This window comes from Kluyvera sp. STS39-E (assembly GCF_040932435.1).
GTDB lineage: Bacteria > Pseudomonadota > Gammaproteobacteria > Enterobacterales > Enterobacteriaceae > Kluyvera.
In genome coordinates this window covers 34,795-59,408 of sequence record NZ_JBFQGA010000008.1, presented here as the reverse complement: position 1 = coordinate 59,408, position 24,614 = coordinate 34,795, and the positions used below count along the sequence as shown (strand labels likewise).

Annotated in this window: 21 protein-coding genes; 6 read left to right on the top strand and 15 right to left on the bottom strand. The window is 54.3% G+C overall.

The features are described 5' to 3' along the window. Window positions 1-1,203 (top strand): phenylpropionate dioxygenase ferredoxin reductase subunit, encoded by a 1,203-nt coding sequence (gene hcaD, locus AB4K05_RS18075; protein WP_368481317.1) that lies wholly within the window; start codon window positions 1-3, stop codon window positions 1,201-1,203. 138 nt (window positions 1,204-1,341) lie between these two features. Beyond that, window positions 1,342-1,764 (top strand): DoxX family protein, encoded by a 423-nt coding sequence (locus tag AB4K05_RS18070; protein WP_368481316.1) that lies wholly within the window; start codon window positions 1,342-1,344, stop codon window positions 1,762-1,764. A 127-nt stretch (window positions 1,765-1,891) separates the two neighbouring features. Here AB4K05_RS18070 and glyA read toward each other — a convergent pair whose 3' ends face one another. After that, window positions 1,892-3,145, bottom strand: a complete 1,254-nt coding sequence (gene glyA, locus AB4K05_RS18065) for a serine hydroxymethyltransferase (RefSeq protein ID WP_368481315.1) — start codon at window positions 3,143-3,145, stop codon at window positions 1,892-1,894. A 327-nt stretch (window positions 3,146-3,472) separates the two neighbouring features. Between glyA and hmpA the strand changes: the two genes are divergently transcribed. Continuing rightward, complete coding sequence (gene hmpA, locus AB4K05_RS18060) at window positions 3,473-4,663, top strand: NO-inducible flavohemoprotein (RefSeq protein WP_368481314.1); 1,191 nt, start codon at window positions 3,473-3,475, stop codon at window positions 4,661-4,663. Window positions 4,664-4,760: 97 nt separating this feature from the next. Here the strand turns inward: hmpA and glnB are convergent, their stop codons facing one another. The 5 genes from glnB to purL all read right to left on the bottom strand — a co-directional run bounded on the left by glnB (window position 4,761) and on the right by purL (window position 13,393). Further along, complete coding sequence (gene glnB / locus AB4K05_RS18055) at window positions 4,761-5,099, bottom strand: nitrogen regulatory protein P-II (protein WP_002438074.1); 339 nt, start codon at window positions 5,097-5,099, stop codon at window positions 4,761-4,763. Window positions 5,100-5,167: 68 nt separating this feature from the next. After that, window positions 5,168-6,505 carry a two-component system response regulator GlrR gene (glrR, locus tag AB4K05_RS18050; protein ID WP_368481313.1) on the bottom strand — a complete coding sequence of 446 codons (1,338 nt, stop codon included), beginning with the start codon at window positions 6,503-6,505 and terminating at the stop codon, window positions 5,168-5,170. Next, window positions 6,498-7,187: a two-component system QseEF-associated lipoprotein QseG gene (gene qseG, locus AB4K05_RS18045; protein WP_368481312.1), complete on the bottom strand. Its 690-nt coding sequence runs from the start codon at window positions 7,185-7,187 to the stop codon at window positions 6,498-6,500. Before qseG ends, glrR begins: the two co-directional genes overlap by 8 nt. Before the next feature lie 17 nt (window positions 7,188-7,204). Continuing rightward, on the bottom strand, window positions 7,205-8,641 hold the full coding sequence (locus AB4K05_RS18040; protein ID WP_368481311.1) for a sensor histidine kinase: 1,437 nt from the start codon (window positions 8,639-8,641) through the stop codon (window positions 7,205-7,207). A gap of 864 nt (window positions 8,642-9,505) precedes the next feature. Then, a complete protein-coding gene (purL, locus tag AB4K05_RS18035; RefSeq protein WP_368481441.1) occupies window positions 9,506-13,393 on the bottom strand; it encodes a phosphoribosylformylglycinamidine synthase in 3,888 nt (1,295 codons plus the stop codon). Window positions 13,394-13,638: 245 nt separating this feature from the next. Between purL and mltF the strand changes: the two genes are divergently transcribed. Further along, a complete protein-coding gene (mltF, locus tag AB4K05_RS18030) occupies window positions 13,639-15,165 on the top strand; it encodes a membrane-bound lytic murein transglycosylase MltF (RefSeq protein WP_368481310.1) in 1,527 nt (508 codons plus the stop codon). Between the two features lies 1 nt (window position 15,166). On the opposite strand, the gene tadA is transcribed toward mltF, so the two are convergent. Then, entirely contained in the window at window positions 15,167-15,718 is a 552-nt protein-coding gene (gene tadA, locus AB4K05_RS18025) for a tRNA adenosine(34) deaminase TadA (protein WP_368481309.1), read from the bottom strand. Window positions 15,719-15,751: 33 nt separating this feature from the next. Continuing rightward, window positions 15,752-16,387, bottom strand: a complete 636-nt coding sequence (gene yfhb / locus AB4K05_RS18020) for a phosphatidylglycerophosphatase C (protein ID WP_368481308.1) — start codon at window positions 16,385-16,387, stop codon at window positions 15,752-15,754. A 224-nt stretch (window positions 16,388-16,611) separates the two neighbouring features. On the opposite strand from yfhb, the gene AB4K05_RS18015 reads away from it, so the two are divergent. Together AB4K05_RS18015 and AB4K05_RS18010 are read left to right on the top strand one after the other, a co-directional pair. Next, complete coding sequence (locus tag AB4K05_RS18015) at window positions 16,612-17,460, top strand: MurR/RpiR family transcriptional regulator (protein ID WP_368481307.1); 849 nt, start codon at window positions 16,612-16,614, stop codon at window positions 17,458-17,460. 94 nt (window positions 17,461-17,554) lie between these two features. After that, window positions 17,555-17,815, top strand: coding sequence for a YfhL family 4Fe-4S dicluster ferredoxin (locus AB4K05_RS18010; protein WP_280557948.1), 261 nt, complete (start codon window positions 17,555-17,557; stop codon window positions 17,813-17,815). Here AB4K05_RS18010 and acpS read toward each other — a convergent pair. From acpS to lepA, 7 genes are all read right to left on the bottom strand, one after another. Beyond that, window positions 17,812-18,192 (bottom strand): holo-ACP synthase, encoded by a 381-nt coding sequence (acpS, locus tag AB4K05_RS18005; RefSeq protein WP_368481306.1) that lies wholly within the window; start codon window positions 18,190-18,192, stop codon window positions 17,812-17,814. The genes AB4K05_RS18010 and acpS overlap by 4 nt on opposite strands. Further along, window positions 18,192-18,923: a pyridoxine 5'-phosphate synthase gene (gene pdxJ / locus AB4K05_RS18000; protein ID WP_368481305.1), complete on the bottom strand. Its 732-nt coding sequence runs from the start codon at window positions 18,921-18,923 to the stop codon at window positions 18,192-18,194. The genes acpS and pdxJ overlap by 1 nt, the downstream gene beginning before the upstream one ends. A 95-nt stretch (window positions 18,924-19,018) precedes the next feature. After that, window positions 19,019-19,726 (bottom strand): DNA repair protein RecO, encoded by a 708-nt coding sequence (recO, locus tag AB4K05_RS17995; protein WP_368481304.1) that lies wholly within the window; start codon window positions 19,724-19,726, stop codon window positions 19,019-19,021. Window positions 19,727-19,737: 11 nt separating this feature from the next. Beyond that, a complete protein-coding gene (gene era / locus AB4K05_RS17990) occupies window positions 19,738-20,643 on the bottom strand; it encodes a GTPase Era (RefSeq protein WP_368481303.1) in 906 nt (301 codons plus the stop codon). Beyond that, on the bottom strand, window positions 20,640-21,320 hold the full coding sequence (gene rnc, locus AB4K05_RS17985; RefSeq protein ID WP_368481302.1) for a ribonuclease III: 681 nt from the start codon (window positions 21,318-21,320) through the stop codon (window positions 20,640-20,642). The genes era and rnc overlap by 4 nt, the downstream gene beginning before the upstream one ends. Before the next feature lie 221 nt (window positions 21,321-21,541). Beyond that, the gene (gene lepB, locus AB4K05_RS17980; RefSeq protein ID WP_368481301.1) at window positions 21,542-22,516 is read right to left on the bottom strand and encodes a signal peptidase I; all 975 of its coding nucleotides are present in this window, start codon (window positions 22,514-22,516) and stop codon (window positions 21,542-21,544) included. A 15-nt stretch (window positions 22,517-22,531) separates the two neighbouring features. Further along, window positions 22,532-24,331 (bottom strand): translation elongation factor 4, encoded by a 1,800-nt coding sequence (gene lepA, locus AB4K05_RS17975; protein WP_368481300.1) that lies wholly within the window; start codon window positions 24,329-24,331, stop codon window positions 22,532-22,534. Window positions 24,332-24,614: the final 283 nt, after the last annotated feature.

The window sequence follows — 24,614 nt, the reverse complement described above, 5'->3', positions numbered from 1 at the left end:
ATGAACGAACAGATTATTGCTATTATTGGCGGCGGCCAGGCGGGGGCAATGGCCGCCGCCGCCCTTCGCCAGCAAGGGTTTAGCGGGCAACTGCATCTTTTTTCTGACGAAACGCATCCCCCTTACGAGCGCCCGCCGCTGTCAAAGGCGATGTTGCTGGACGACAACCCGCAATTGCAGCCGGTGCTCCCCGCCAAGTGGTGGCAGGAAAACAATGTCCAGCTCCATCTGGGCGTGACGATTCGCCAGCTTGACCGGTCGTCGCATACCCTGACGCTGGCAGACGGCCAAACCTACCGCTGGACGCAGCTTCTGTTGGCGACCGGCGCGGCAGCACGTCCGCTACCGCTGATTGACGCTCTTGGCTCGCGGAGCTTCACCCTGCGCCACGCCGGTGACGCCGCGCGGCTGCGCGACATCCTGCAGCCGGGAAAATCGGTGGTGATTGTTGGCGCAGGCACCATCGGGCTTGAGCTCGCGGCCAGCGCAACCCAGCGCGGCTGCCGGGTCACGGTCGTGGAACAGGCGTCGACGGTGATGGGCCGCAACGCCCCACAGCCGGTGCGCGACTACCTGCTGGCGCGTCATCAGTTGGCGGGCGTGCGCATGCTGCTCAACAGCGCCATTGAACACGTGGAAAACGGCGAGTTTGTGACCCTGACGCTGCAAAACGGCGACACGTTAACAGCCGACGCGGTGGTGTACGGTATCGGCATTATCGCTAACGACGCCCTGGCTCGCGACGCCGGGCTTGAAACGGCCAATGGGATAATCGTTGATGCCACCTGCGTCACCGCCGATCCGGCCATTTTTGCCGCCGGAGACGTCACGTTAACGCGCCATCCCGACGGTTCGCTGTCGCGGATAGAGAGCTGGGAAAACGCCAACGTGCAGGCGCAAACCGCCGCCGCCGCGATGCTGAATCAGCCACTGCCAGCCACGGCACCGGGCTGGTTCTGGACCGATCAGTACAGCGATAACCTGCAGTTTGTCGGTGAAATGCGGGGCGAAAGCTGGCTGTGCCGTGGAGACCCGAAGAGCGGCAAGGCTATCTGGCTGAAGCTGCGAGGCGGTGCTTTGCTGGGGGCGGTAACGCTGAATAACGGGCGAGAAGTGCGGGTACTGCGTAAACTGATACAGTCAGGGCGCGTGGTCAGTGAGACACAGCTGTGCGATGAAAGTGTGCCGCTGAAGTCGCTTTAAATGTCCTTCCCTGCCTTCGCGCGAGCATAGCGACGGCAGGGAACGCGCTAGCCAAAATACTGATTTTACTCCCCTGTGTGGCAGGTCACAGAATTGTGTATTACGTTTAAATCATACGTACTGACACAAGGAACGGCCATGAACTCGCTTCGCTATCTCGATTTTGGCGCATCGCGCGATCTGCTACTGCTGATTGCTCGTATCGCCGTGGTACTGCTGTTTATTCTCTTCGGCTATCCCAAAATGCTCCACTTCGACGGCACGGTACAATATATGGCGTCATCCGGCGCACCGATGCCTTCGCTGGCCGCCATTATCGCGATTGTGATGGAAGTACCGGCGGCGATTCTAATTATCCTCGGCTTCTTTACCCGTCCACTGGCGGTGCTCTTTATTTTCTATACGCTGGGTACAGCGGTAATTGGTCACCACTACTGGGATATGACCGGCGATGCGGTGATGCCGAATATGATTAACTTCTATAAGAACATCAGTATTGCGGGAGCATTCCTGCTGCTGGCGATTGTCGGGCCGGGGAAAATTTCGTTAGATAGGCGTTGATGGTTTGCCTGATGGCGGCTTCGCCTTATCAGGCCTACGAAAGCGTTGTAGGCCCGATAAGCGTAGCGCCATCGGGCATTAAAAAAGGCCGCATGCGCGGCCTTTTTTTGCATCTTACGATTAGCGCTTACGCGTAAACCGGGAAGCGTGCACAGATTTCCAAGACTTTACCTTTGATGCGCTCGATAACGGCTTCATCATTGATGTTGTCCAGAACGTCACACATCCAGCCAGCCAGCTCTTTCACTTCGGCTTCTTTGAAGCCACGGCGAGTAACAGCCGGAGAACCGATGCGGATACCGGAGGTCACAAACGGGCTCTTCGGATCGTTTGGTACGCTGTTTTTGTTCACGGTGATGTTCGCACGGCCCAGTGCTGCATCCGCTTCTTTACCGGTCAGGTTTTTATCAACCAGATCCAGCAGGAACAGGTGGTTTTCAGTCCCGCCGGAAACCACTTTGTAACCACGGTTCAGGAATACTTCCACCATCGCTTTGGCGTTTTTCGCAACTTGCTGCTGATAAACTTTGAACTCAGGTTCCATCGCTTCTTTCAGCGCAACCGCTTTACCTGCGATAACGTGCATCAGAGGGCCACCCTGCGCGCTTGGGAACACGGCGGAGTTCAGTTTCTTGTACAGATCTTCGTCGCCGCCCTTCGCAAGGATCAGGCCACCGCGTGGACCCGCCAGAGTTTTATGGGTGGTCGTGGTAACAACGTGCGCGTGTGGAACCGGGTTCGGGTAAACGCCAGCTGCAATCAGACCCGCAACGTGCGCCATATCAACGAACAGGTATGCGCCAATGCTGTCAGCGATTTCACGCATTTTTGCCCAGTCAACGATACCGGAGTAAGCAGAGAAACCACCGATGATCATTTTCGGTTTGTGTTCCTGCGCCTGCTTCGCCATGTCTTCGTAGTCAATTTTACCGGACTCATCAATACCGTAAGGGATGATGTTGTACAGTTTACCGGAGAAGTTTACCGGGGAACCGTGAGTCAGGTGACCACCTTGAGCCAAGTTCATGCCTAGTACGGTGTCGCCTGGCTGCAGCAGCGCGGTGTAGACCGCGAAGTTAGCCTGAGAACCGGAGTGCGGTTGCACGTTAGCGTAGTCGGCGCCGAACAGCTCTTTTGCACGGTCGATAGCCAGTTGCTCAACGATATCAACGTATTCACAGCCACCGTAGTAACGCTTGCCCGGATAACCTTCAGCATATTTGTTGGTCAGCTGAGATCCCTGTGCCTGCATGACGCGCGGGCTGGTATAGTTTTCGGAGGCGATCAGTTCAATGTGCTCTTCCTGACGTACTTTTTCTTGCTCCATAGCCTGCCACAGTTCGGCATCATAATCGGCAATGTTCATTTCACGCTTTAACATCCGCATCTCCTGACTCAGCTAACAATAGAATTTTGCCCTGAAAAAGGCAGTCCTGTTGGACAACGGGCAACAGTATAACTGAATCGTTCTGTGATAACAGGTCTTGACAAACGAAATTACGCAAACGTTTACCTTCAGGCTACACAAGGGGTTGAGGAATAAAGGCCTTACGTTAGAAAGTGGATTTCTTTTCAGGTTTGTGATGCGAATAATTCATCTTGTAACCGAGATTATGCAATCTCACAAAGAACCATTTACAAAGCAGGGGTATTTTTATAAGATGCATTTAATATGCAACATTAAGTGATAATCATAGGAAAACCTGCCATGCTTGATGCACAAACCATCGCCACCGTTAAAGCCACTATCCCTCTGCTGGTTGAAACCGGCCCTAAGCTCACGGCCCATTTTTACGACCGGATGTTTGCCCATAACCCGGAACTGAAAGAGATTTTCAATATGAGCAATCAGCGTAACGGCGACCAGCGTGAAGCGCTGTTCAACGCAATTGCCGCCTACGCCAGCAATATTGAAAACCTGGCAGCGCTGCTGCCTGCGGTTGAGAAAATTGCCCAGAAGCACACCAGCTTTCAGATTAAACCAGAGCAGTATGACATCGTAGGCGGCCATCTTCTGGCGACGCTGGATGAAATGTTCAGCCCAGGTCAAGAAGTACTGGATGCTTGGGGCAAAGCCTACGGTGTGCTAGCTGGAGTGTTTATTAACCGAGAAGCCGAGATCTACCAAGAGAGCGCCAGTAAAAACGGCGGCTGGGAAGGCACTCGTCCGTTCCGTCTCGTCGGCAAAACGCCGCGCAGCGCACTCATTACCAGCTTTGAATTTGCCCCGGTCGATGGCGGAACCGTCGCGGATTACCTGCCGGGCCAGTATCTGGCCGTGTGGTTGAAACCGGAAGATTTCGAATTTCAGGAAATCCGCCAGTACTCCCTGACGCGTAAAGCAGACGGTAAAGGCTACCGTATTGCGGTGAAACGTGAAGACGGCGGGCAGGTTTCAAGCTGGTTGCACAACCATGCAAGCGTCGGTGACGTCGTGCATCTGGCAGCACCTGCCGGTGATTTCTTTATGTCGGTGGAAAAGACAACGCCCGTCACCCTGCTTTCCGCAGGCGTCGGTCAAACGCCGATGCTGGCAATGCTCGACACGCTGGCCAAATCTCAGCATAACGCCCAGGTTAACTGGTTCCATGCGGCAGAAAACGGCGAAGTGCACGCGTTTGCCGATGAAGTGAAAGCACTGGGTGCCAGCTTGCCACACTTTAGCGCACACACTTGGTACCGCCAGCCGACGGATAGCGACCGCAGCGCCGTGCGCTTTGACAGCGAAGGCGCGATGGATTTAAGCCCGATGGCAGACGCGATCGGCTCTCCGGCGATGCAGTTCTATCTGTGTGGCCCGGTAGGATTTATGCAGTTCGCGGCGAAACAGTTGGTTGAGCTGGGCGTATCACAAGAAAACATTCACTACGAATGTTTTGGCCCGCATAAGGTCTTGTAAAACAGTTGGCGCGTAGGCCGGATAAGGCGACAGCCGCCATCCGGCATTTATGCCTGATGGCGCTATGCTTATCAGGCCTACGAAGATAAGAGTGGGATTAGATTGCGGCGTCGTCTTCTTCGCCAGTACGAATACGCACCACGCGCGCGACGTCAAAGACGAAAATTTTACCGTCGCCGATTTTACCGGTCTGGGCGGTACGAATAATGGTATCCACGCAGGTATCGACGATATCGTCGGTGACAACGATTTCAATTTTAACCTTCGGCAGAAAGTCCACCATGTACTCCGCGCCACGATACAGCTCGGTGTGGCCCTTCTGACGACCAAAGCCTTTCACTTCTGTAACCGTCATCCCGGTGATGCCCACTTCCGCCAGCGCTTCACGTACGTCATCGAGTTTGAAGGGTTTAATAATCGCATCAATTTTTTTCATGGTGTTCCTGTCGTTTTTATCGCGTAACCGGTTGCTCACCGTATCATAAATCAGACGTATGTCCGGTGCTACTCTTTAAAATCGTTGGCATCGAGTTCATGACGGGAGAGCAATTTATAGAATTCGGTGCGGTTTCGCCCTGCCATTCTGGCGGCATGGGTGACGTTACCTTTGGTGATTTGCAGCAGCTTACGCAGGTAGTTCAGTTCAAACTGATTACGCGCCTCAACGAAGGTTGGCAGCGCGGTATTTTCCCCTTCCAGCGCCTGCTCCACCAGCGCATCGCTTATCACCGGCGAAGAAGTTAATGCCACACACTGTTCGATAACGTTGACCAATTGGCGCACATTGCCCGGCCAGTTTGCCGCCATCAGCCGCTTCATCGCATCGGTCGAAAAGGCACGTACAAAGGGTTTATGGCGATCGGCGGCCTGGCGCAGCAGGTAGTTCGCAAGCAGCGGAATATCCTCGGTACGCTCGGCTAGCATAGGGATCTTCAGATTGACGACGTTCAGGCGGTAGAAAAGATCCTCACGGAACTCGCCGCGCGCCATCGCTTTGGGCAGATCCCGGTGAGTTGCCGAGACAATACGGACGTTGATATCCAGATCGCGGTTGCTGCCCAGCGGACGGACTTTACGCTCCTGCAGCACGCGCAGTAACTTGACCTGCAACGGTGCTGGCATATCGCCAATTTCATCCAGAAACAACGTACCGCCTTCTGCGGCCTGAAATAGCCCTTCCCGATTGCTCACCGCACCGGTAAACGCGCCGCGCGCATGACCAAACAGCTCGGACTCGAGCAACTGTTCCGGCAGCGCGCCGCAGTTGATCGCCACAAAAGGCTTCGCGTGACGCGGGCTGGCGTTGTGGATAGCCTGCGCCAAAATCTCTTTGCCGGTACCGCTTTGACCGTTTATCAGCACGCTGACATCAGACTGCGCCACCATTTGCGCCTGCTCTAATAGCCGGAGCATCAGCGGGCTGCGGGTGACAATCGCTTCCCGCCACCGTTCATCCATGGCAGGCGACGAGCGTTCCAACGCTTCATCAATCGCCTTGTACAGCGCGTCTTTATCGACCGGCTTGGTCAAGAAGCTAAAGACCCCCTTCTGGGTGGCGGCGACCGCATCAGGGATAGAGCCGTGCGCGGTGAGGATGATCACCGGCATACTCGGCTGCACTTTCTGAATTTCGCTAAACAACTGTAAGCCGTCCATCTCGTCCATTCGCAAGTCGCTAATGACCAGATCGATGCGTTCCTTAGCCAGCACCCGTAGCCCCTGTTGGCCGCTTTCAGCGGTCACGACACGATACCCTTCGCTGGTCAAACGCATTCCCAGCAGTTTTAGCAGGCCGGGGTCGTCATCCACCAGTAGCAGGTGTGCGGGTTTACGGTTACTCATGTTTATCCTCATCAGATGCGCCGTGGGTCATATCGGCCCCCGGCTTGCGGCTGGAGAGCTGGCGTTCAATATCCGTCAGGTTTTGCAGCTTACGGGTGGTTAAATCCAGCTCCGCCTGCAGCTGCTGTTGTTGCAAACGCAGCGCATCCAGCTGAGCATCGCTGGTTTCCTGCAGTTTGCCATAGCGCTGGCGTTCTTCGGCAAGCGTTAGCTGCAACGACTGGTTTTCTCGCCAGACCTGATAAAGCGGGCGAATGCGTGAGGGAATAGCCGAGCTAAGGGCATCAATATCGGCAACCACCTGCCGACGCTCAGCTGGCGTGATTTTAGCATTCGCGAGCAAGATTCCCCGCTTGAAAGCGCCCTGCCAGTTGCCTACCGGCTGCGCATTGGCATCGGCTCGCGCACGTGCCGCCGCAAGCCGGTCGGCGCAGTCCATGCCGCGCAGCCAATAAAGAGGGTTGTTTTCCGCGGCATCGCCGCCGAGCGTCCAGATATCATCACAGTCGGTCGACAGGTAATCGGCGACCTGCTGGCGTGGCTCATTAGCATCGGTGCTGGAGTCGCCATTATGCGGCGTCAGCGAAGTATTACACCCGGACAACGCCAAGCAAGCGAGGCCAAATAACCCGCCACGCCACGACGGCTGTCGCCGAATCATACGCGTTAAAAATTGGGGCATAGTCACTCGATATCGATTCATGTGATTGTTTTTTCGAGCCCAGGGAGTGGAAGTTCAATCCGAAAACAGACGTTGCCGTCTTCGGTATCTACAAGATGTAGCTCGCCGTGCATTTTGCGCACTGAGTCACGCGCCAGACTTAAGCCAAGACCACTGCCTTTCACCGCGCCTTTGCGTTGGTGGCTGCCCTGATAAAAAGGCTCAAAAATCATAATTTTTTCAGCATCCGGGATAGGCGTTCCTGCGTTGATGACATCAATGATGACTCTGGTTCCTTCCCGACGGCTTTGCAGATAAATGTTACCGGATTCAGTGCCATAGTGCACCGCATTCGAGTAGAGATTATCCAGCGCATTCATCAGTAGCGTCGGTTCTGCCAAACAGGACGGTGTCTGTAGGTCAATCTGCGTGTGCATCATTTTAGCCCGTGCTGGCAAGCTGTGCGCGGCAATCACCATATCGACCAACGGCGCCAGAACTACCGGCTCCATGCGGATTGCGGTTTCGTTAAGCTTGCGATTATAGTCCAGCAACTGCTCTATCAGCGTTTGCAGGTTACGGCTGCTGCTGTCGAGAATAGCGACCACCTCTTTTTGCTCCGCGTTAAGCGGCCCAACAACCTGATCGGCCAGCAATTCGGTGCCCTCGCGCATGCTGGCGAGCGGTGTTTTTAATTCGTGGGAGAGATGGCGCAAAAACTGATGGCGCTGGGACTCCAGCCAAGATAAGCGTTCGCTCAACCAAACAATGCGCTGCCCGACGGAACGCAGTTCACGCGGCCCACGGAACATCACTTCGCCATCCAGCGACTGCCCTTCCCCCAGTTGGTTGATCATACTTTCAATCCCCTTCACCGGGCCGATGATCATACGGGTAAACAGCAGCACCATCGCTAGGCTGACCAAAAATAGCACCAGAGCCTGCCAGCCGAAGAACTGACCTCGTTCGGCAATCGCCTGCTGTAGCTGCTGCCCTCGTGAGAAAACCACAGTACGCGTCGCCTGTACCAATTCACCGTTGGCGCTGGAAAACGCCGCAAGATGATCTGCTGCTTGCTTTTGCGGCCCGCTGTTGGTGCATTGTAGCTGCGCCAAATCTTGCAGGTTCTGGCGCAGTTGCTGGTAAAGGGCGATATCAGGCAGCACGCCGGCATGTGCCTCCAGCATCTCGCCATAGCGCTTACGCTGATTTTGGTACACCTTTGCAAGCGTTGGGTCATCCAATACGCAGTACTGACGGTAGCTACGCTCCATATCCAGCGCGATATTGGCCATCGCTTCACTGCGTCGCGAATCGATAAGCGTGGTGCGGTTGGTCTGTTCGGCCTGTGCACTAAGCATATTCAGACTCTGCCAAGCCTGCCAAGCCAGCACTAACAGCGGCAGAAGGATCAGCAAGAAGGACAGCGTCACCAATTGACGCAGCGAGCGTGGAGAAAGAGAGAGGCGTTTCAAAAGCGGTGTCTCAATAAAGCAACATACAGGAATGCTAACTGAGGTTACCGGAGAGGGAAAGGCCAGAAACAACAAAGCCGGGCATAAGCCCGGCTTTGTTTTGGAATAAGGCGGTGCCTAACTCAACGTTTCGCCCGATGTTTGATAAAGCAGCGCTATTATCAGTTGCTGGACGGCAGGCACCTTGTTGTGCGTCATTCGAAGTTTATGTAGCACGTCCCGAAGGGGCTGACATAAGAAGGTGAATGAGCCACTGGTTAATATTATGCACGATACGTGCCACATTTCAAAACAATTAATTAACATGATGATAGTTATAGAGAATATAGCTTAACGAGGCGTGTGTGGGCTTGACCGTTTTTTGCTCACAGTGTCGCCGATTGACGACAACGCTATCATTAAAACTGAAAGGCCATACAAATCAATTAATTAAGTGTCACCTTTTGGCGACATTGCGATGCCGCTAATGTCGGGCTTTGCCGACATCTGAGACGCCTCGGCGACCTTCGCTAATGCCGTTGGCCTGATAAGCGCAGCGCCATCAGGCATTGAAGCTCGGTGTCATGCCGGATGGCGACGCTGACGCGCTTTATCCGGCCTACGGTTGGTGCAGATATGTAGGCCTGATAAGCGTAGCGCCATCAGGCACCGAGGCTCGGAGTCACGCCGGATGGCGACGCTGACGCGCCTTATCCAGCCTACGGTTGGTGCGGATAGGTAGGCCTGATAAGCGCAGCGCCATCAGGCATTGAAGCTCAGTGTCATGCCGGATGGCGACGCTGACGCGCTTTATCCGGCCTACGGGAGTACGTTGCCATAAAAAAGCCCCTCACGAAGAGGGGCTTGATGTGTTATGCGGCAGTCTTAACCGAGTTGCTTACGCGCATTGCGGAAAATTCGCATCCACGGGCTGTCCTCGCCCCAGTTCTCCGGGTGCCAAGAGTTGGCGACCGTACGGAACACACGCTCAGGGTGCGGCATCATGATAGTGACTCGCCCGCTTTCGCTGGTGACCGCGGTGATCCCGTTCGGTGAACCATTTGGGTTAGCCGGATAGGTTTCCGTTACTTTGCCAAAGTTGTCGACAAAGCGCAGCGCCACCAACCCTTTGCTTTCCAGCGCAGCCAGATGCGCGCCGTCACGAACTTCTACATGACCTTCACCGTGAGAAACCGCGATTGGCATGCGTGAACCTTCCATACCCGCTAACAGCAACGAAGGGCTGCTGGCAACTTCCACCAAGCTGAAGCGTGCTTCAAAGCGGTCGGAGTGGTTACGCACAAAACGTGGCCACAGGTCGCTGCCTGGGATCAGCTCGCGCAGGTTAGACATCATCTGGCAACCGTTGCACACGCCCAGCGCCAGCGTTTGCGGACGATGGAAGAAGGTCGCAAATTCATCGCGAACGCGGTTGTTGAACAGGATGGATTTCGCCCAACCCTCGCCCGCGCCTAATACGTCACCGTAAGAGAAGCCGCCGCAGGCGACCAGTGCATCAAAGGCGTCAAGGCCAAGACGACCTGCCAGCAAATCGCTCATGTGCACGTCGATAGCATCAAAGCCCGCACGGTGGAAGGCGGCAGCCATCTCAACGTGGGAGTTCACGCCCTGCTCACGCAGCACAGCGACTTTCGGGCGCGCGCCGGTGGCAATGTACGGTGCAGCCACATCGGCGTTGATATCGAAGGAGAGCTTCACGTTGAGGCCCGGATCGTTATCGTTGGCTTTCGCGTTATGTTCCTGGTCAGCGCTTTCTGGGTTATCGCGCAGACGCTGCATCTGCCAAGTGGTCTCAGCCCACCACATACGCAGCGTAGTACGGCTTTCGCTAAATACCGGCTGACCGTTGGCGGTCAGGGTGAAACGGTCACCCGCTACAGCTTGGCCGAGATAATGTACGCAGTCTGCAAGACCGTGAGCGGCCAGAATCGCCTCTACCGCTTCACGGTCAGCGGCGCGTACCTGAATCACCACACCGAGTTCTTCGGTAAACAGCGCAGCCAGACGATCGTCACCCAGCGTAGCAATATCCGCTTCCACGCCGCAGTGACCGGCAAATGCCATTTCTGCCAGCGTAACCAACAGACCACCGTCAGAACGGTCGTGATAGGCCAGCAGCTTACGCTGAGCCACCAGCGCCTGAATGGCATCGTAGAAGCCTTTGAGCTGCGCGACATCACGCACGTCCGCAGGTTTATCACCAAGTTGGCGGTAGACCTGTGCCAACGCGGTGGCGCCCAGCGTATTGTGGCCTTTACCCAGGTCAATCAGCAGCAGGGCGTTATCTTCCGTAACCAGCTGCGGAGTGATGGTATGACGCACATCTTCCACACGGGCAAAGGCGGTGATAACCAGCGACAGCGGTGAAGTCATCTCGCGCTGCTCGTTGCCTTCCTGCCAGCGGGTTTTCATCGACATGGAGTCTTTGCCCACCGGAATAGTCAGACCCAGCTCAGGACACAGTTCTTCACCGATGGCTTTAACCGCCTCATAAAGACCGGCATCTTCGCCCGGGTGACCGGCGGCAGACATCCAGTTCGCCGAGAGTTTGATTTGTTTGATGTCGCCAATGTGCGTGGCGGCAATATTGGTCAGCGCTTCACCCACCGCCAAACGCGCGGAGGCAGCAAAGTCCAACAGCGCCACTGGCGCACGTTCGCCAATCGCCATGGCTTCACCGTAGTAGCTGTCGAGGCTAGCGGTGGTTACAGCGCAGTTGGCAACCGGGATCTGCCACGGCCCTACCATCTGGTCACGTGCTACCATACCGGTCACCGTACGGTCACCGATGGTAACAAGGAAGGTTTTCTCCGCCACGGTTGGCAGGTGCAGTACGCGATTCACCGCATCGGCCAAGGAAATGCTTTCACGCGCCAACTGCTCGCCTTTGGCTTTCAGCGTTTGGACGTCACGGGTCATTTTCGGTGTTTTACCGAGCAGCACGTCTAACGGCAGGTCGATGGGTTGATTGTCGAAATGACGGTCATTCATCGAAAGATGCAGCTCTTCGGTCGCTTCACCAATCACCGCGTAAGGCGCACGTTCGCGTTTGCACAGCTCTTCAAACAGCGGCAGTTGGTCTGCGGAAACCGCCAGCACGTAGCGCTCTTGGGATTCGTTACACCAAATTTCCAGCGGGCTCATGCCGGGTTCATCACTGAGAATGTCGCGCAACTCGAATTTACCGCCGCGCCCACCGTCGCTTACCAGCTCCGGCATGGCGTTAGATAAGCCACCTGCGCCAACGTCGTGAATAAACAGAATCGGGTTCGCATCGCCCAGTTGCCAGCAGCGGTCAATGACTTCCTGGCAACGACGTTCCATTTCTGGGTTATCGCGCTGCACGGAGGCAAAGTCGAGGTCAGCATCAGACTGGCCGGACGCCATTGACGATGCCGCGCCGCCGCCCAGACCGATATTCATAGCCGGACCACCGAGCACGATCAATTTCGCGCCTACGTTGATCTCGCCTTTCTGCACGTGATCGGCGCGAATGTTGCCGATCCCGCCTGCCAGCATGACCGGCTTGTGATAACCGCGCAGCTCTTCGCCGTTGTGGCTATTCACTTTTTCTTCATAGGTACGGAAGTAACCAGTCAGCGCCGGGCGACCAAATTCGTTGTTAAACGCCGCGCCGCCCAACGGGCCGTCGGTCATGATGTCGAGAGCGGTAACAATACGATCCGGTTTGCCAAAATCTTCTTCCCACGGCTGTTCAAAACCAGGGATACGCAGGTTAGAGACGGAGAAGCCCACCAGCCCAGCTTTTGGCTTCGCGCCACGTCCGGTTGCGCCTTCATCACGGATTTCGCCGCCAGAACCGGTTGCTGCGCCCGGCCACGGGGAGATGGCGGTTGGGTGGTTATGAGTTTCCACTTTCATCAGGATATGTGCAGGTTCCTGATGGAAATCGTAGCGGCCGGTTGCGTAGTCGGCAAAGTAGCGCCCCACTTCAGAACCTTCCATCACTGCGGCGTTATCTTTGTAAGCCGACAGCACATGTTCCGGCGTGGTTTCGAAGGTGTTTTTTATCATTTTGAACAGCGACTTAGGCTGTTTTTGACCATCGATAATCCAGTCGGCGTTGAAGATTTTGTGGCGGCAATGTTCGGAGTTTGCCTGCGCGAACATGTACAGCTCGATGTCGTTCGGGTTACGTCCCAGCTTTTTAAATGCATCCTGCAGGTAGTCGATTTCATCCTCGGCCAGCGCAAGGCCAAGACGGATGTTAGCGTCAATCAGCGCCTGACGCCCCTGCCCCAGCAGATCGACACTCGCAACGGGTGCCGGCTGGTGATGAGCAAACAGTTTTTCCGCGTCCTGCAGCGAGGCAAATACGCTCTCCATCATGCGGTCGTGCAGTTCAGCGGCGACGGCATCAACCTGTTCAGCGGTCAGACTAGCGGCATCAATATAGTACGCCACACCACGTTCCAGACGCAGTACCTGCTGCAGGCCGCAGTTGTGGGCGATGTCGGTAGCTTTCGAAGACCAAGGGGAGATAGTGCCAGGGCGAGGAGTGACGAGCAGCAGCTTACCAGTCGGTGTATGGCTATTGAGGCTTGGGCCATACTGTAACAGTCGTTCAAGTCGGGCCCGCTCTTCGTCAGTCAGCGGCGCGTCCAAATTGGCAAAATGGACATACTCGGCGTATAGATTGCTTACCGGGATGTTGGCTGCCTGAAAACGCGTCAGCAGTTTGTTAATACGAAATGCAGACAGTGCAGGCGAACCACGCAGAATTTCCATTATAAGTCTCTCGTCTTTGAAGCGTTAAGTGTGCGCAATGGGGGAGAACGGGCGCTATTATAGTGAATCCTGCGCGCTGACGAAACCGTTTGCGTCGAAATAAAATCATTGCCGCACTTTACCAATAGATGTGACACACCTCGCGAATCAGTTGCCAACTGGCGCAATCTTAAGCAAAATGCCGCTCAATCTGTAGCTAACTAGAATATCGTCAGGGATTTCAACTTACATCTCAGCGAATTAACTATTTGAAAAAACTAAAGATTAATTATCTGCTCATCGGCGTTGTAACGCTGTTGCTGGCAGCGGCCCTGTGGCCATCTATTCCCTGGTTTGGCAAACCAGAAAACCGAATCGCCGCGATCAAAGAGCGGGGGGAGCTGCGCGTCAGTACCGTGCTCTCGCCGCTGACCTATAGCAACTTTAATAATAAAGAGATTGGGCTCGACTCCGAGCTCGCCCAGCAGTTTGCGGATTACCTCGGGGTGAAGTTGAAAATTACCGTTCGGCAGAACATCAGCCAGCTTTTCGACGATCTCGACCACGGCAACGCCGATATGCTGGCTGCCGGGCTGGTCTATAACAGCGAACGCAGTAAAAACTATCAGCCCGGCCCGACCTACTACTCCGTTTCGCAGCAGATGGTCTATCGCGTGGGCAATACGCGCCCGCGCAATCTGAGCAACATCACCGCCGATAAGCTCACCGTTGCACCGGGGCAAGTGGTGATTAGCGATCTGCAAAGCTTAAAAGAGACCAAGTACCCTAACCTTTCGTGGACCGTTGATGAAAAACGCGGCTCGGTCGATCTCATGCAGGCGGTTATCGACGGCAAACTGGACTACACCATTGCCGACTCGGTCGCCATTGGTCTGTTCCAACGCGTTCACCCGGAACTTGCCGTGGCACTGGATATTACCGACGAGCAGCCGGTGACCTGGTTTAGCCTGCAGGATGACGACAACACGCTGTCTGCGGCAATGCTCGACTTCTTCAATAATATTAATGAAGACGGCACCCTCGCGCGTTTGGAAGAAAAATACCTCGGCCATGGTGATGACTTCGACTACGTCGATACCCGAGCTTTCCTGCGTGCGGTGGATAGCGTGCTGCCCGATCTGCAGCCACTGTTTGAAAAATACGCCAGCGAAATAGACTGGAAGCTGCTGGCCGCCATTTCTTATCAGGAGTCCCATTGGGACCCGCTGGCCACTTCCCCCACCGGGGTACGTGGTTTGATGATGCTGACCAGAAATACCGCCCAGAGTCTGGGGCTGACCGACCGTACCGATGCCGAGCAAAGCATTAGCGGCGGCATGCGTTATATCGAAGATATGATGACGAAAGTGCCGGAAAGCGTGCCACAGGAAGAGCGGATTTGGTTTGCGCTGGCAGCCTATAACATGGGCTACGCCCATATGCTCGATGCTCGGGCACTCACCGCCAAGCAAAAAGGCAATCCGGATAGTTGGGCCGACGTCAAACAGCGCCTGCCGCTTCTGAGTCAAAAGCCGTGGTACAGCAAGCTGACCTACGGCTATGCGCGTGGGCATGAAGCCTATGCCTATGTTGAAAACATCCGTAAGTATCAGATTAGCTTGGTTGGCTATTTGCAGGAAAAACAGAAGAAGGCAACGGATGAGATGGCGATAGCGCAAGCTTATCCGGCGGTATCATCGGATGAGCTGAATCAGAATCACTATGGCCTATTCTCATTTATGCCGTCGCCGAATCAAAACGATGCAGTTTCGTTTTTGATGTCACGGCGTAAATAAGCTACTTGTTGGCCGCGGGAGGCGTTGCTTTTGCGGCTAACTTCAGCGTCTTTTGCTGCTGACGACGATGGCGGAAGAAATCGCTCAGCATGCCGGAGCATTCATCCGCCAAAACCCCTTCGGTAAACTCGACCCGGTGGTTCATGCCCGGATGATGCAGCACATCGATTAACGATCCCGCCGCGCCGGTTTTGGCATCGCGCGCACCAAACACCAGATGACCAATGCGACTATGCACCATCGCGCCAGCACACATTACGCAGGGTTCTAGGGTGACATAAAGAGTGGTGTCAATCAGGCGGTAGTTTTGCAGTACCAGACCACCCTGCCGCAGAGCCATGATTTCCGCATGCGCCGTGGGATCGTGGCGACCAATAGGACGGTTCCAGCCTTCACCAATCACTTGGTTGTTATGCACCAATACCGCACCGACGGGCACTTCGCCCTCATCCCAAGCGCGTTTCGCAAGCATTAGCGCATGGCGCATCCAGTATTCATGGTTCAGTTCAGTATCGGACAACGTGAAAACTCCAGATGAGAAAACGCCGCGCATTATACACAAAATCTGTTAAAGCGCAGCGCCCGCTTATTCCAGTTGCTCAAGCTCGCCGCGCGGCGTAACCCGCCAGCGATGCTCACAGAAAAAGAGTAGCGGATTATCCTGCTTGCTGTCGCTATAGCCGCTGTATAAACGTAAAGGCGCGCCAAGACGTTGTTCGAGTTGCACTACTTTCTCATGCCCCAAACAGCGTACTGATAACACGCGACCACCAAAGCCACGGTGCATTTGGCTGCCGATCAAATTCACCTGCGACATCCACGGCGCATCGGCGTAAGCACGCGCCACCAGCGTCTGCGGCGAACCAGTAATCAACCAGACATCGGCATCTTGGCGACTAAGATAACTATCCAAACGCTCCTGCACCACGGGAAACGGTGTCACCGTGGCGCGGAACCAGACGATGAAACTCACCTCCAGCGCATTTAATGTGGCTTCTCGGCGGCCAAAGGTGCAGCCCCAAAGCAGCACACTCATCGGCCAGCGCGCCGCGCGTCCTTTTATCAACATGACCGCGCCGATAATGGGCAACAGCGGCAGAACCAGCAGCGTGTTAAGCGGAAGTTGGCGTAGTAGATAGCGAATGAATGCACCAAACAAATCCTGCTGATGCAGCGTGCCATCGAGATCAAAAAACACCACGCGACGGGAATAGCTGGTCAAATGAAACTCCTGTAATCCGATATCAGGTCAATCAATAGATTAACAGATAGTGTGCCGGCTTTGGTCGAACGAACCCTCAACAAAGCACCGCGTGAAAAGAGTTGTTTTTTGCCGACGTATGGAATATTTAATTCGACAGATCTGGTTATAATAGAATACATAATTCTTTAAAACGAGCAGAATGGTATCCGGTACATTGTGGTCATTGTGCCCGTGAGGTTCTTATGAATTGTTTAATCAGTATTCGTCAGCGTTATCTTCAACTGGCCCAAAGTGATAGAAAGCTGGCGGATTTTATCCTCGCGCAGCCGGATCAGGCACGCCATCTGAGCTCCCAAGAACTGGCAAGCCAGGCCGGTGTGAGCCAGTCTAGCGTGGTAAAATTTGCTCAAAAGCTCGGATTTAAAGGTTTTCCCGCCTTGAAACTGGCGCTCAGTGAAGCCTTGGCCAGCAGCGTTAATCCGCATTCGGTGCCGGTGCATAATCAGATTTGTGGTGATGATCCGCTGCGTCTGGTCGGTGAAAAGCTGATTAAGGATAATGTCGCGGCCATGCACGCATCTCTCGACGTGAACAGCGAAGATAAGCTGCTGGAAACGGTGGCGCTGCTGCGTAACGCGCGGCGTATCATTCTGACGGGGATCGGCGCATCGGGGTTGGTGGCACGTAACTTTAGCTGGAAGCTGATGAAGATCGGCGTCAACGCCGTTTCAGAACTGGATATGCACGCCCTGTTGGCGACAGTACAGGCCATGACCAAAGATGATTTGTTGCTGGCTATCTCCTATTCTGGCGCGCGTCGGGAAATAAACCTAGCCGCAGATGAAACCCTGCGCGTCGGCGGTAAAGTTCTCGCTATCACGGGGTTCTCACCCAATGCGCTCCAACAGCGCGCGTCGCACTGCCTTTATACCATTGCCGAAGAACAGGCCACGCGCAGCGCGGCGATTTCATCGACCAGCGCACAGATGATGCTGACGGATTTACTGTTTATGGGGCTGGTGCAGCAGGATTTGGAGAACGCGCCGGAGCGTATTCGCCACAGCGAAGCGCTGGTGAAAAAACTGGTTTGATCGACGGTGCTATTACCACAGAAAAGGTATGGCCTGTGCGGGAAATGAGCGTATAATGCGCGCCCTGTTTATTGAGTTTTCCGAGAATTTCCTGATGGCGCTGTTAATCACCAAAAAATGTATCAATTGCGATATGTGCGAGCCGGAATGTCCAAACGAGGCCATTTCGATGGGTGATAGCATCTATGAGATCAATAGCGATCGCTGTACCGAATGCATCGGCCATTACGAAACGCCGACCTGTCAGAAAGTGTGCCCGATCCCGAATACGATTTTAAAGGACCCGGCACATTTAGAAAACGAAGAACAGCTGTGGGACAAGTTTGTTCAAATGCACCACGCCGACAAAATCTAACTTTCGATAATCACCGTCGCGCAGGCGTAGTGGCGCTCATCAGCGAGCGTCACGTGCATGTGGTTCACGCCCATTCGCTCCGCCAGCAGTTTCGCCTCACCCCATAACCGCAGCTTGGGCTTGCCCATCTCGTCGTTGTAAACCTCAAACTGATTGAACGCCAGACCGTTGCGAATGCCGGTGCCTAAAGCCTTTGATGCTGCCTCTTTGACCGCAAAACGCTTCGCCAGAAAACGCACCGGCTGCTGATGCGTTTCCCAAATAGCCCATTCGTTATCACTGAGAACGCGACGGGCAAGGCGATCGCCACTACGGGCGATCACCCCTTCAATACGGGCGATTTCGACGATGTCGGTACCTAACCCTAAAATCGCCATTAGCCACGCGCTTCCAGCATCAGGCGCTTCATCTCGGCGACCGCGTCTTTCAGACCCGTCATTACCGCACGACCAATAATAGCGTGGCCGATATTCAGCTCATGCATTTCTGGCAGCGCAGCAATGGCTTTGACGTTGTGGTAGGTCAGACCATGCCCGGCATTGACCTTCAGGCCGAGACTCGCCGCATAGGTGGCGGCTTTCGCAATGCGTTCTAGCTCTTTGGCTTGCTCAGCGTCCGTGGAGGCATCCGCGTAGCAGCCGGTGTGAATTTCGATATACGGCGCACCAACGTCAGCGGCTGCTTTGATCTGCGCGTTATCGGCGTCGATAAACAGCGATACCAAGATGCCCGCATCTGCCAAGCGTTTGCATGCGTCACGCATTTTATCAAGCTGGCCCGCAACATCGAGACCGCCTTCGGTGGTGACTTCCTGACGCTTTTCCGGCACCAAGCAGCAGAAATGCGGACGCGTTTCACAGGCGATAGCCAGCATCTCTTCGGTCACCGCCATTTCCAGATTCATGCGGGTATCTAGCGTCTGACGCAGAATACGCACGTCACGATCGGTGATGTGGCGACGATCTTCACGTAAGTGCACGGTGATGCCATCGGCACCGGCCTGTTCGGCAATAAACGCCGCCTGCACCGGGTCCGGGTATGCGGTGCCGCGTGCGTTACGCAGGGTGGCAATGTGGTCAATATTGACGCCTAACAGTAATTCAGCCATGACAATCCTCGTGATTTTATTTTTAACTTTCTTTCATCTCGCCCAGGCTTTCTCCCGAGCAGGCAGGAAGAAAAATGGGGTGAGCAAAATGTTGTTTATCGTTTTGGAACAAACTGGCGAAACAATTCGCGGCTCTTCAACGGTTTGCCACCAAGATACGGCTTTAAGGCCATACGGGTAAAGCGTTTCGCAGCGCGCAGTACGTCGGCATCGGGAAATTCCCGGCTAGCTAATGCTCGCAGATGACGGCCGGTAAAGGTGTAGTTATCAATCACCACGCTGGCGATGAAACCCTTCTCCTCGCGATAGCGATAGGTCATCGTATCGTCGACCTCATCGCCGCTGCCAGCGCAGTGCAGGAAATCAACGCCGTACCCCAAATGCCCCAACAGCGCCAGTTCAAAACGGCGCAGCGCCGGTTCCGGCGTACCAGTGGCACCAGCCAGCGCTTGGATACAGTACAAATAATCGAAGAAGAGTTCGGAGAAGCGGGTTTCATGCTCAAGCACGCGGGAGATAAGTTCGTTGACGTACAGGCCGCTGTAGAGCGTGATGCCGCTTAACGGTAATGCCAATGAGACAGCTTCCGCGCTGCGCAGCGTTTTGACTTCACCACGCCCGCCAAAGCGAACTAAAAGAGGAGTAAAGGGCTGAAGAGCACCTTTAAGGTTGGAACGTTTGGAACGTGCGCCTTTAGCCACAAGGCGCACGCGACCCGATTCTTCCGTGAAGACGTCCAGCATGAGGCTGGTTTCGCTCCAGGGACGACTATGCAGGACAAAAGCGCGCTGCCAGCCCTCCATCGGGGTTATTCTCAGAGATCGTCAGTGTAACCGAGACTGCGCAGCGCGCGTTCGTCATCGGCCCAGCCTGATTTCACTTTCACCCACAGTTCAAGGTGAACAGGCGCTTCGAACATATCCTGCATATCTTTACGCGCTTCGATACCGATGGTTTTGATTTTGGAACCCTTGTTCCCAATAACCATCTTCTTCTGCCCTTCTCGCTCAACCAAGATCAGGCCGTTGACGTCATAACCGCCGCGTTCGTTTGTCACGAAGCGTTCGATTTCAACGGTTACCGAATACGGCAGCTCTGCGCCAAGGAAACGCATCAGTTTTTCACGGATGATTTCAGAGGCCATAAAGCGCTGTGAACGGTCGGTGATGTAGTCTTCCGGGAAGTGGTGGATAGCTTCCGGCAGATGCTTACGCACAATCCCGGCAACGGTATCCACGTTGAACCCGCTCTCAGCAGAGATAGGGACGATATCGAGGAAATCCATTTGGCTGCCGAGGAACTGCAGGTGCGGCAACAGATCCGCTTTTTCCTGAACGTTATCGACTTTATTCACCGCCAGAATCACCGGCGCTTTACCGCCGCGCAGCTTATTCAGCACCATTTCATCGTCAGGCGTCCAGCGAGTGCCTTCGACCACGAAAATGATCAGCTCAACATCACCGATAGAGCTGCTTGCCGCCTTATTCATCAGGCGGTTGATGGCGCGTTTTTCTTCCATATGCAGACCCGGGGTATCGACATAAATCGCCTGATAAGCCCCTTCGGTATGGATACCGACGATACGGTGACGCGTGGTCTGCGCTTTACGGGAAGTAATCGAAATTTTCTGCCCGAGCAGGTTGTTCAATAGGGTTGATTTGCCAACGTTCGGTCGACCGACGATGGCAATAAATCCGCAGTACGTTTTTTCTTCGCTCATTCCAGCTCCAGCTTTTTCAGCGCCTCTTCGGCGGCAGCCTGTTCCGCCTTGCGACGGCTAGAACCTGTGCCGACCACCGGTTCACTCAGGCCGCTAACCTGGCAGTGGATAGTAAATTCTTGATCGTGTGCTTCACCACGCACCTGCACGACGATATACGACGGCAGCGGCAGATGGCGGCCTTGCAGATATTCCTGCAGGCGTGTTTTTGGATCTTTTTGTTTATCGCCCGGACTGATTTCGTCCAGACGCGTCTGATACCAAGAGAGGATCAGTCGCTCAACGTTTTGAATATCGCTGTCGAGGAACACCCCGCCGATCAGGGCTTCAACGGTGTCCGCCAGAATTGATTCACGACGGAAACCGCCGCTTTTCAATTCTCCTGGCCCTAAGCGTAGGCATTCGCCCAGCTCGAATTCACGGGCAATTTCCGCCAACGTGTTTCCGCGAACCAGCGTCGCACGCATCCGGCTCATATCGCCTTCATCCACGCGAGGGAAGCGGTGATAGAGCGCGTTGGCGATCACGTAGCTTAAAATTGAATCACCCAGAAACTCTAAACGCTCGTTGTGTTTGCTGCTAGCGCTACGATGCGTTAACGCTTGTTGCAACAGCTCCTGATGAATAAAAGTGTAGCCCAGCTTCCGTTGAAGCCGATTAATTACGATGGGGTTCATGCGATACCAAATAAATGAATGCGTCAACAATGCAGCACACGAAACAGACCTGAAAAAGACCAATGCGGTTTCGTGTGCCGTGTCTCCCGGTCAGAGACATTCGAAACTTCGGGGGGATATTCTATACGCAACGACAATCGATGTCGTTAGTTTGAATAGATTTAAATATTAAATAATTCACGCGGCCGCAATTTAGCAGCCGCGTGAAGTCAAACGGAGAATTAATGGATCCCACCGATACGGCTTAAACGCACGCCGGTTGGCCATTGACCCTCTTGTTTTTCGAAGCTCATCCAGATGGCGGTGGCTTTGCCCACTAGGTTTGCTTCCGGTACAAAGCCCCAGTAACGGCTATCCGCGCTGTTGTCGCGATTATCGCCCATCATGAAGTAATGTCCCGGCGGCACAATCCAAGTCGCCAGAGGCAGCCCAGACTGGTGGTAATACATGCCGGCCTGATCCTGTGCAATTGGCACGGTCAGAATACGGTGGTTGACTTCACCCAGCGTCTCCTGACGCTGTGCCAGACGCACGCCGTTCTCTTTGCTTTCGCCCTGAGGCACTTCAAAGAAGCCGCTGGTCGCCTCGCCGCCGTTACTGCGGGAGAAGGTCTGCACGAAATCGCTCGGCTCAACGTTGGAATAGGTAACCGGCAACGCGTTGCCACACGCCTGACCGGAACTGCATCCTGGCTGAATCGTGACCTGTTTGCTGATTGGATCGTAGGTCACTTTGTCACCCGGCAGACCCACAGTACGCTTGATGTAATCAAGACGTGGGTCTTCGGGATATTTGAATACCACGATATCGCCACGCTTAGGATGACCCGTTTCAATAATCGTTTTCTGATAGATAGGATCTTTAATCCCGTAGGCGAATTTCTCCACCAGGATAAAGTCACCAATCAGCAGAGTTGGCATCATCGAACCAGATGGGATCTGGAACGGCTCATAAATAAATGAGCGCACGATTAGCACGATAGCCAGCACCGGGAAAACCGATGCCCCTGTTTCCAGCCAGCCCGGTTTCGGGCCAACATTTTTCAATGTTTTTTTATCCAGCGAGCCATCGGTTGCCGCTTGCGCAGCAGCCTGACGTTCCCGTCGTTTTGGCGCGAAGATAAACTTATCGACGCACCACAACAAGCCCGTGACCAGTGTGGCAATCACCAGAATCAGGGCAAACATGTTCGCCATGCCAACTCCTTAAGATTATTTGCTGTCTTTACCAACATGCAGAATGGCGAGGAAAGCTTCCTGCGGCAGTTCGACGTTACCGATCTGCTTCATACGCTTCTTACCATCTTTCTGTTTTTGCAGCAGCTTTTTCTTACGGCTGATATCACCACCGTAGCATTTTGCCAGAACGTTTTTACGCAACTGTTTCACCGTTGAACGCGCAATGATGTGCGTACCAATGGCTGCCTGAATCGCGATATCAAACTGCTGACGTGGGATGAGTTCTTTCATCTTCTCAACCAAATCGCGACCACGGCTCTGTGAGTTGTCACGGTGGGTGATCAGCGCCAGCGCATCGACGCGGTCGTTGTTGATAAGCACATCAACACGAACCATGTCAGACGTCTGGAAGCGTTTGAAGTTGTAGTCCAGCGACGCGTAGCCACGAGAAGTCGACTTCAGGCGGTCGAAGAAGTCGAGCACCACTTCTGCCATCGGGATTTCATAGGTCAGCGCAACCTGGTTACCGTGGTAAACCATGTTGGTCTGCACGCCACGTTTCTCGATACACAGCGTGATGACGTTGCCCAGATACGCCTGCGGCAGCAGCATGTGACACTCAGCAATCGGCTCGCGCAGTTCGTAGATATTATTCAGCGGCGGCAGCTTAGATGGGCTATCCACGTAGATAGTCTCTTTGCTGGTTGTTTCCACTTCATACACTACGGTTGGCGCGGTGGTGATCAGATCCAGATCGTATTCACGTTCCAGACGTTCCTGAATGATCTCCATATGCAGCAGACCGAGGAAGCCACAGCGGAAACCGAAGCCCAGCGCGGTGGAGCTTTCTGGCTCATAGAACAGCGAGGCATCGTTCAGGCTCAGTTTACCCAGCGCATCACGGAAACCTTCGTAGTCATCAGAGCTTACCGGGAACAAACCCGCGTAAACCTGTGGTTTCACTTTCTTAAAGCCAGGCAGCGCTTTATCTGCCGGGTTACGTGCCTGCGTCAGCGTATCGCCAACCGGCGCGCCCAGGATGTCTTTAATGGCACAAACCAGCCAGCCTACTTCGCCGCAATTCAGCTCGGTACGGTCAACCTGTTTTGGCGTGAAGATACCCAGACGGTCTGCGTTGTAGACCTGACCGGTACTCATCACTTTAATTTTGTCGCCCTTGCGCATGGTGCCGTTTTTAATACGCACCAAGGAAACCACGCCAAGATAGTTATCGAACCAAGAGTCGATAATCAGCGCCTGCAGAGGGCCTTCCGGATCGCCTTCCGGCGGCGGAATATCGCGCACGAGGCGTTCCAGTACATCGGTCACGCCGACGCCGGTTTTCGCCGAGCAGCGCACCGCATCGGTGGCATCGATGCCAACGATATCTTCAATTTCTTCCGCCACGCGCTCAGGATCGGCGGCCGGCAGGTCGATTTTGTTCAGAACCGGCACCACTTCCAGATCCATTTCCAGTGCGGTATAGCAGTTCGCCAGCGTCTGCGCTTCTACGCCCTGCCCGGCGTCTACAACCAGCAGTGCGCCTTCACAGGCAGCCAGAGAACGCGATACTTCGTAGGAGAAGTCAACGTGGCCTGGGGTGTCGATAAAGTTCAGCTGATAGGTTTCCCCATCGGACGCTTTAAAGTCCAGCGTCACGCTTTGTGCTTTGATGGTGATGCCACGTTCACGTTCCAGATCCATTGAATCCAGAACCTGCGCTTCCATTTCACGATCGGAAAGGCCACCGCAAATCTGAATAATACGGTCAGACAGCGTTGATTTACCGTGGTCGATATGTGCAATGATTGAAAAGTTACGTATGTTCTTCATAAATAAGGATTTTTTAACCCTGTTGCGTCTCGTTTTTTATTTAATGGACACATCGGTGGACACATTGGAAAACCTACCTGTCCGTGCATTGGCGTGCATCTTACACTGTAGCGCGTCAATCGTCAGCATGCGATCCGATGATTAACAGATGCCGTTACACCTATTACCTTCGTTTACATTGGAGGGGATTTTAAAGCGGATATTCTCAGGCTGTTTGCTGAAATGGATATTTACCCTATACACTCTTTCCAGTGCCATGGCATGAACACCTGGCCCGCAGCAA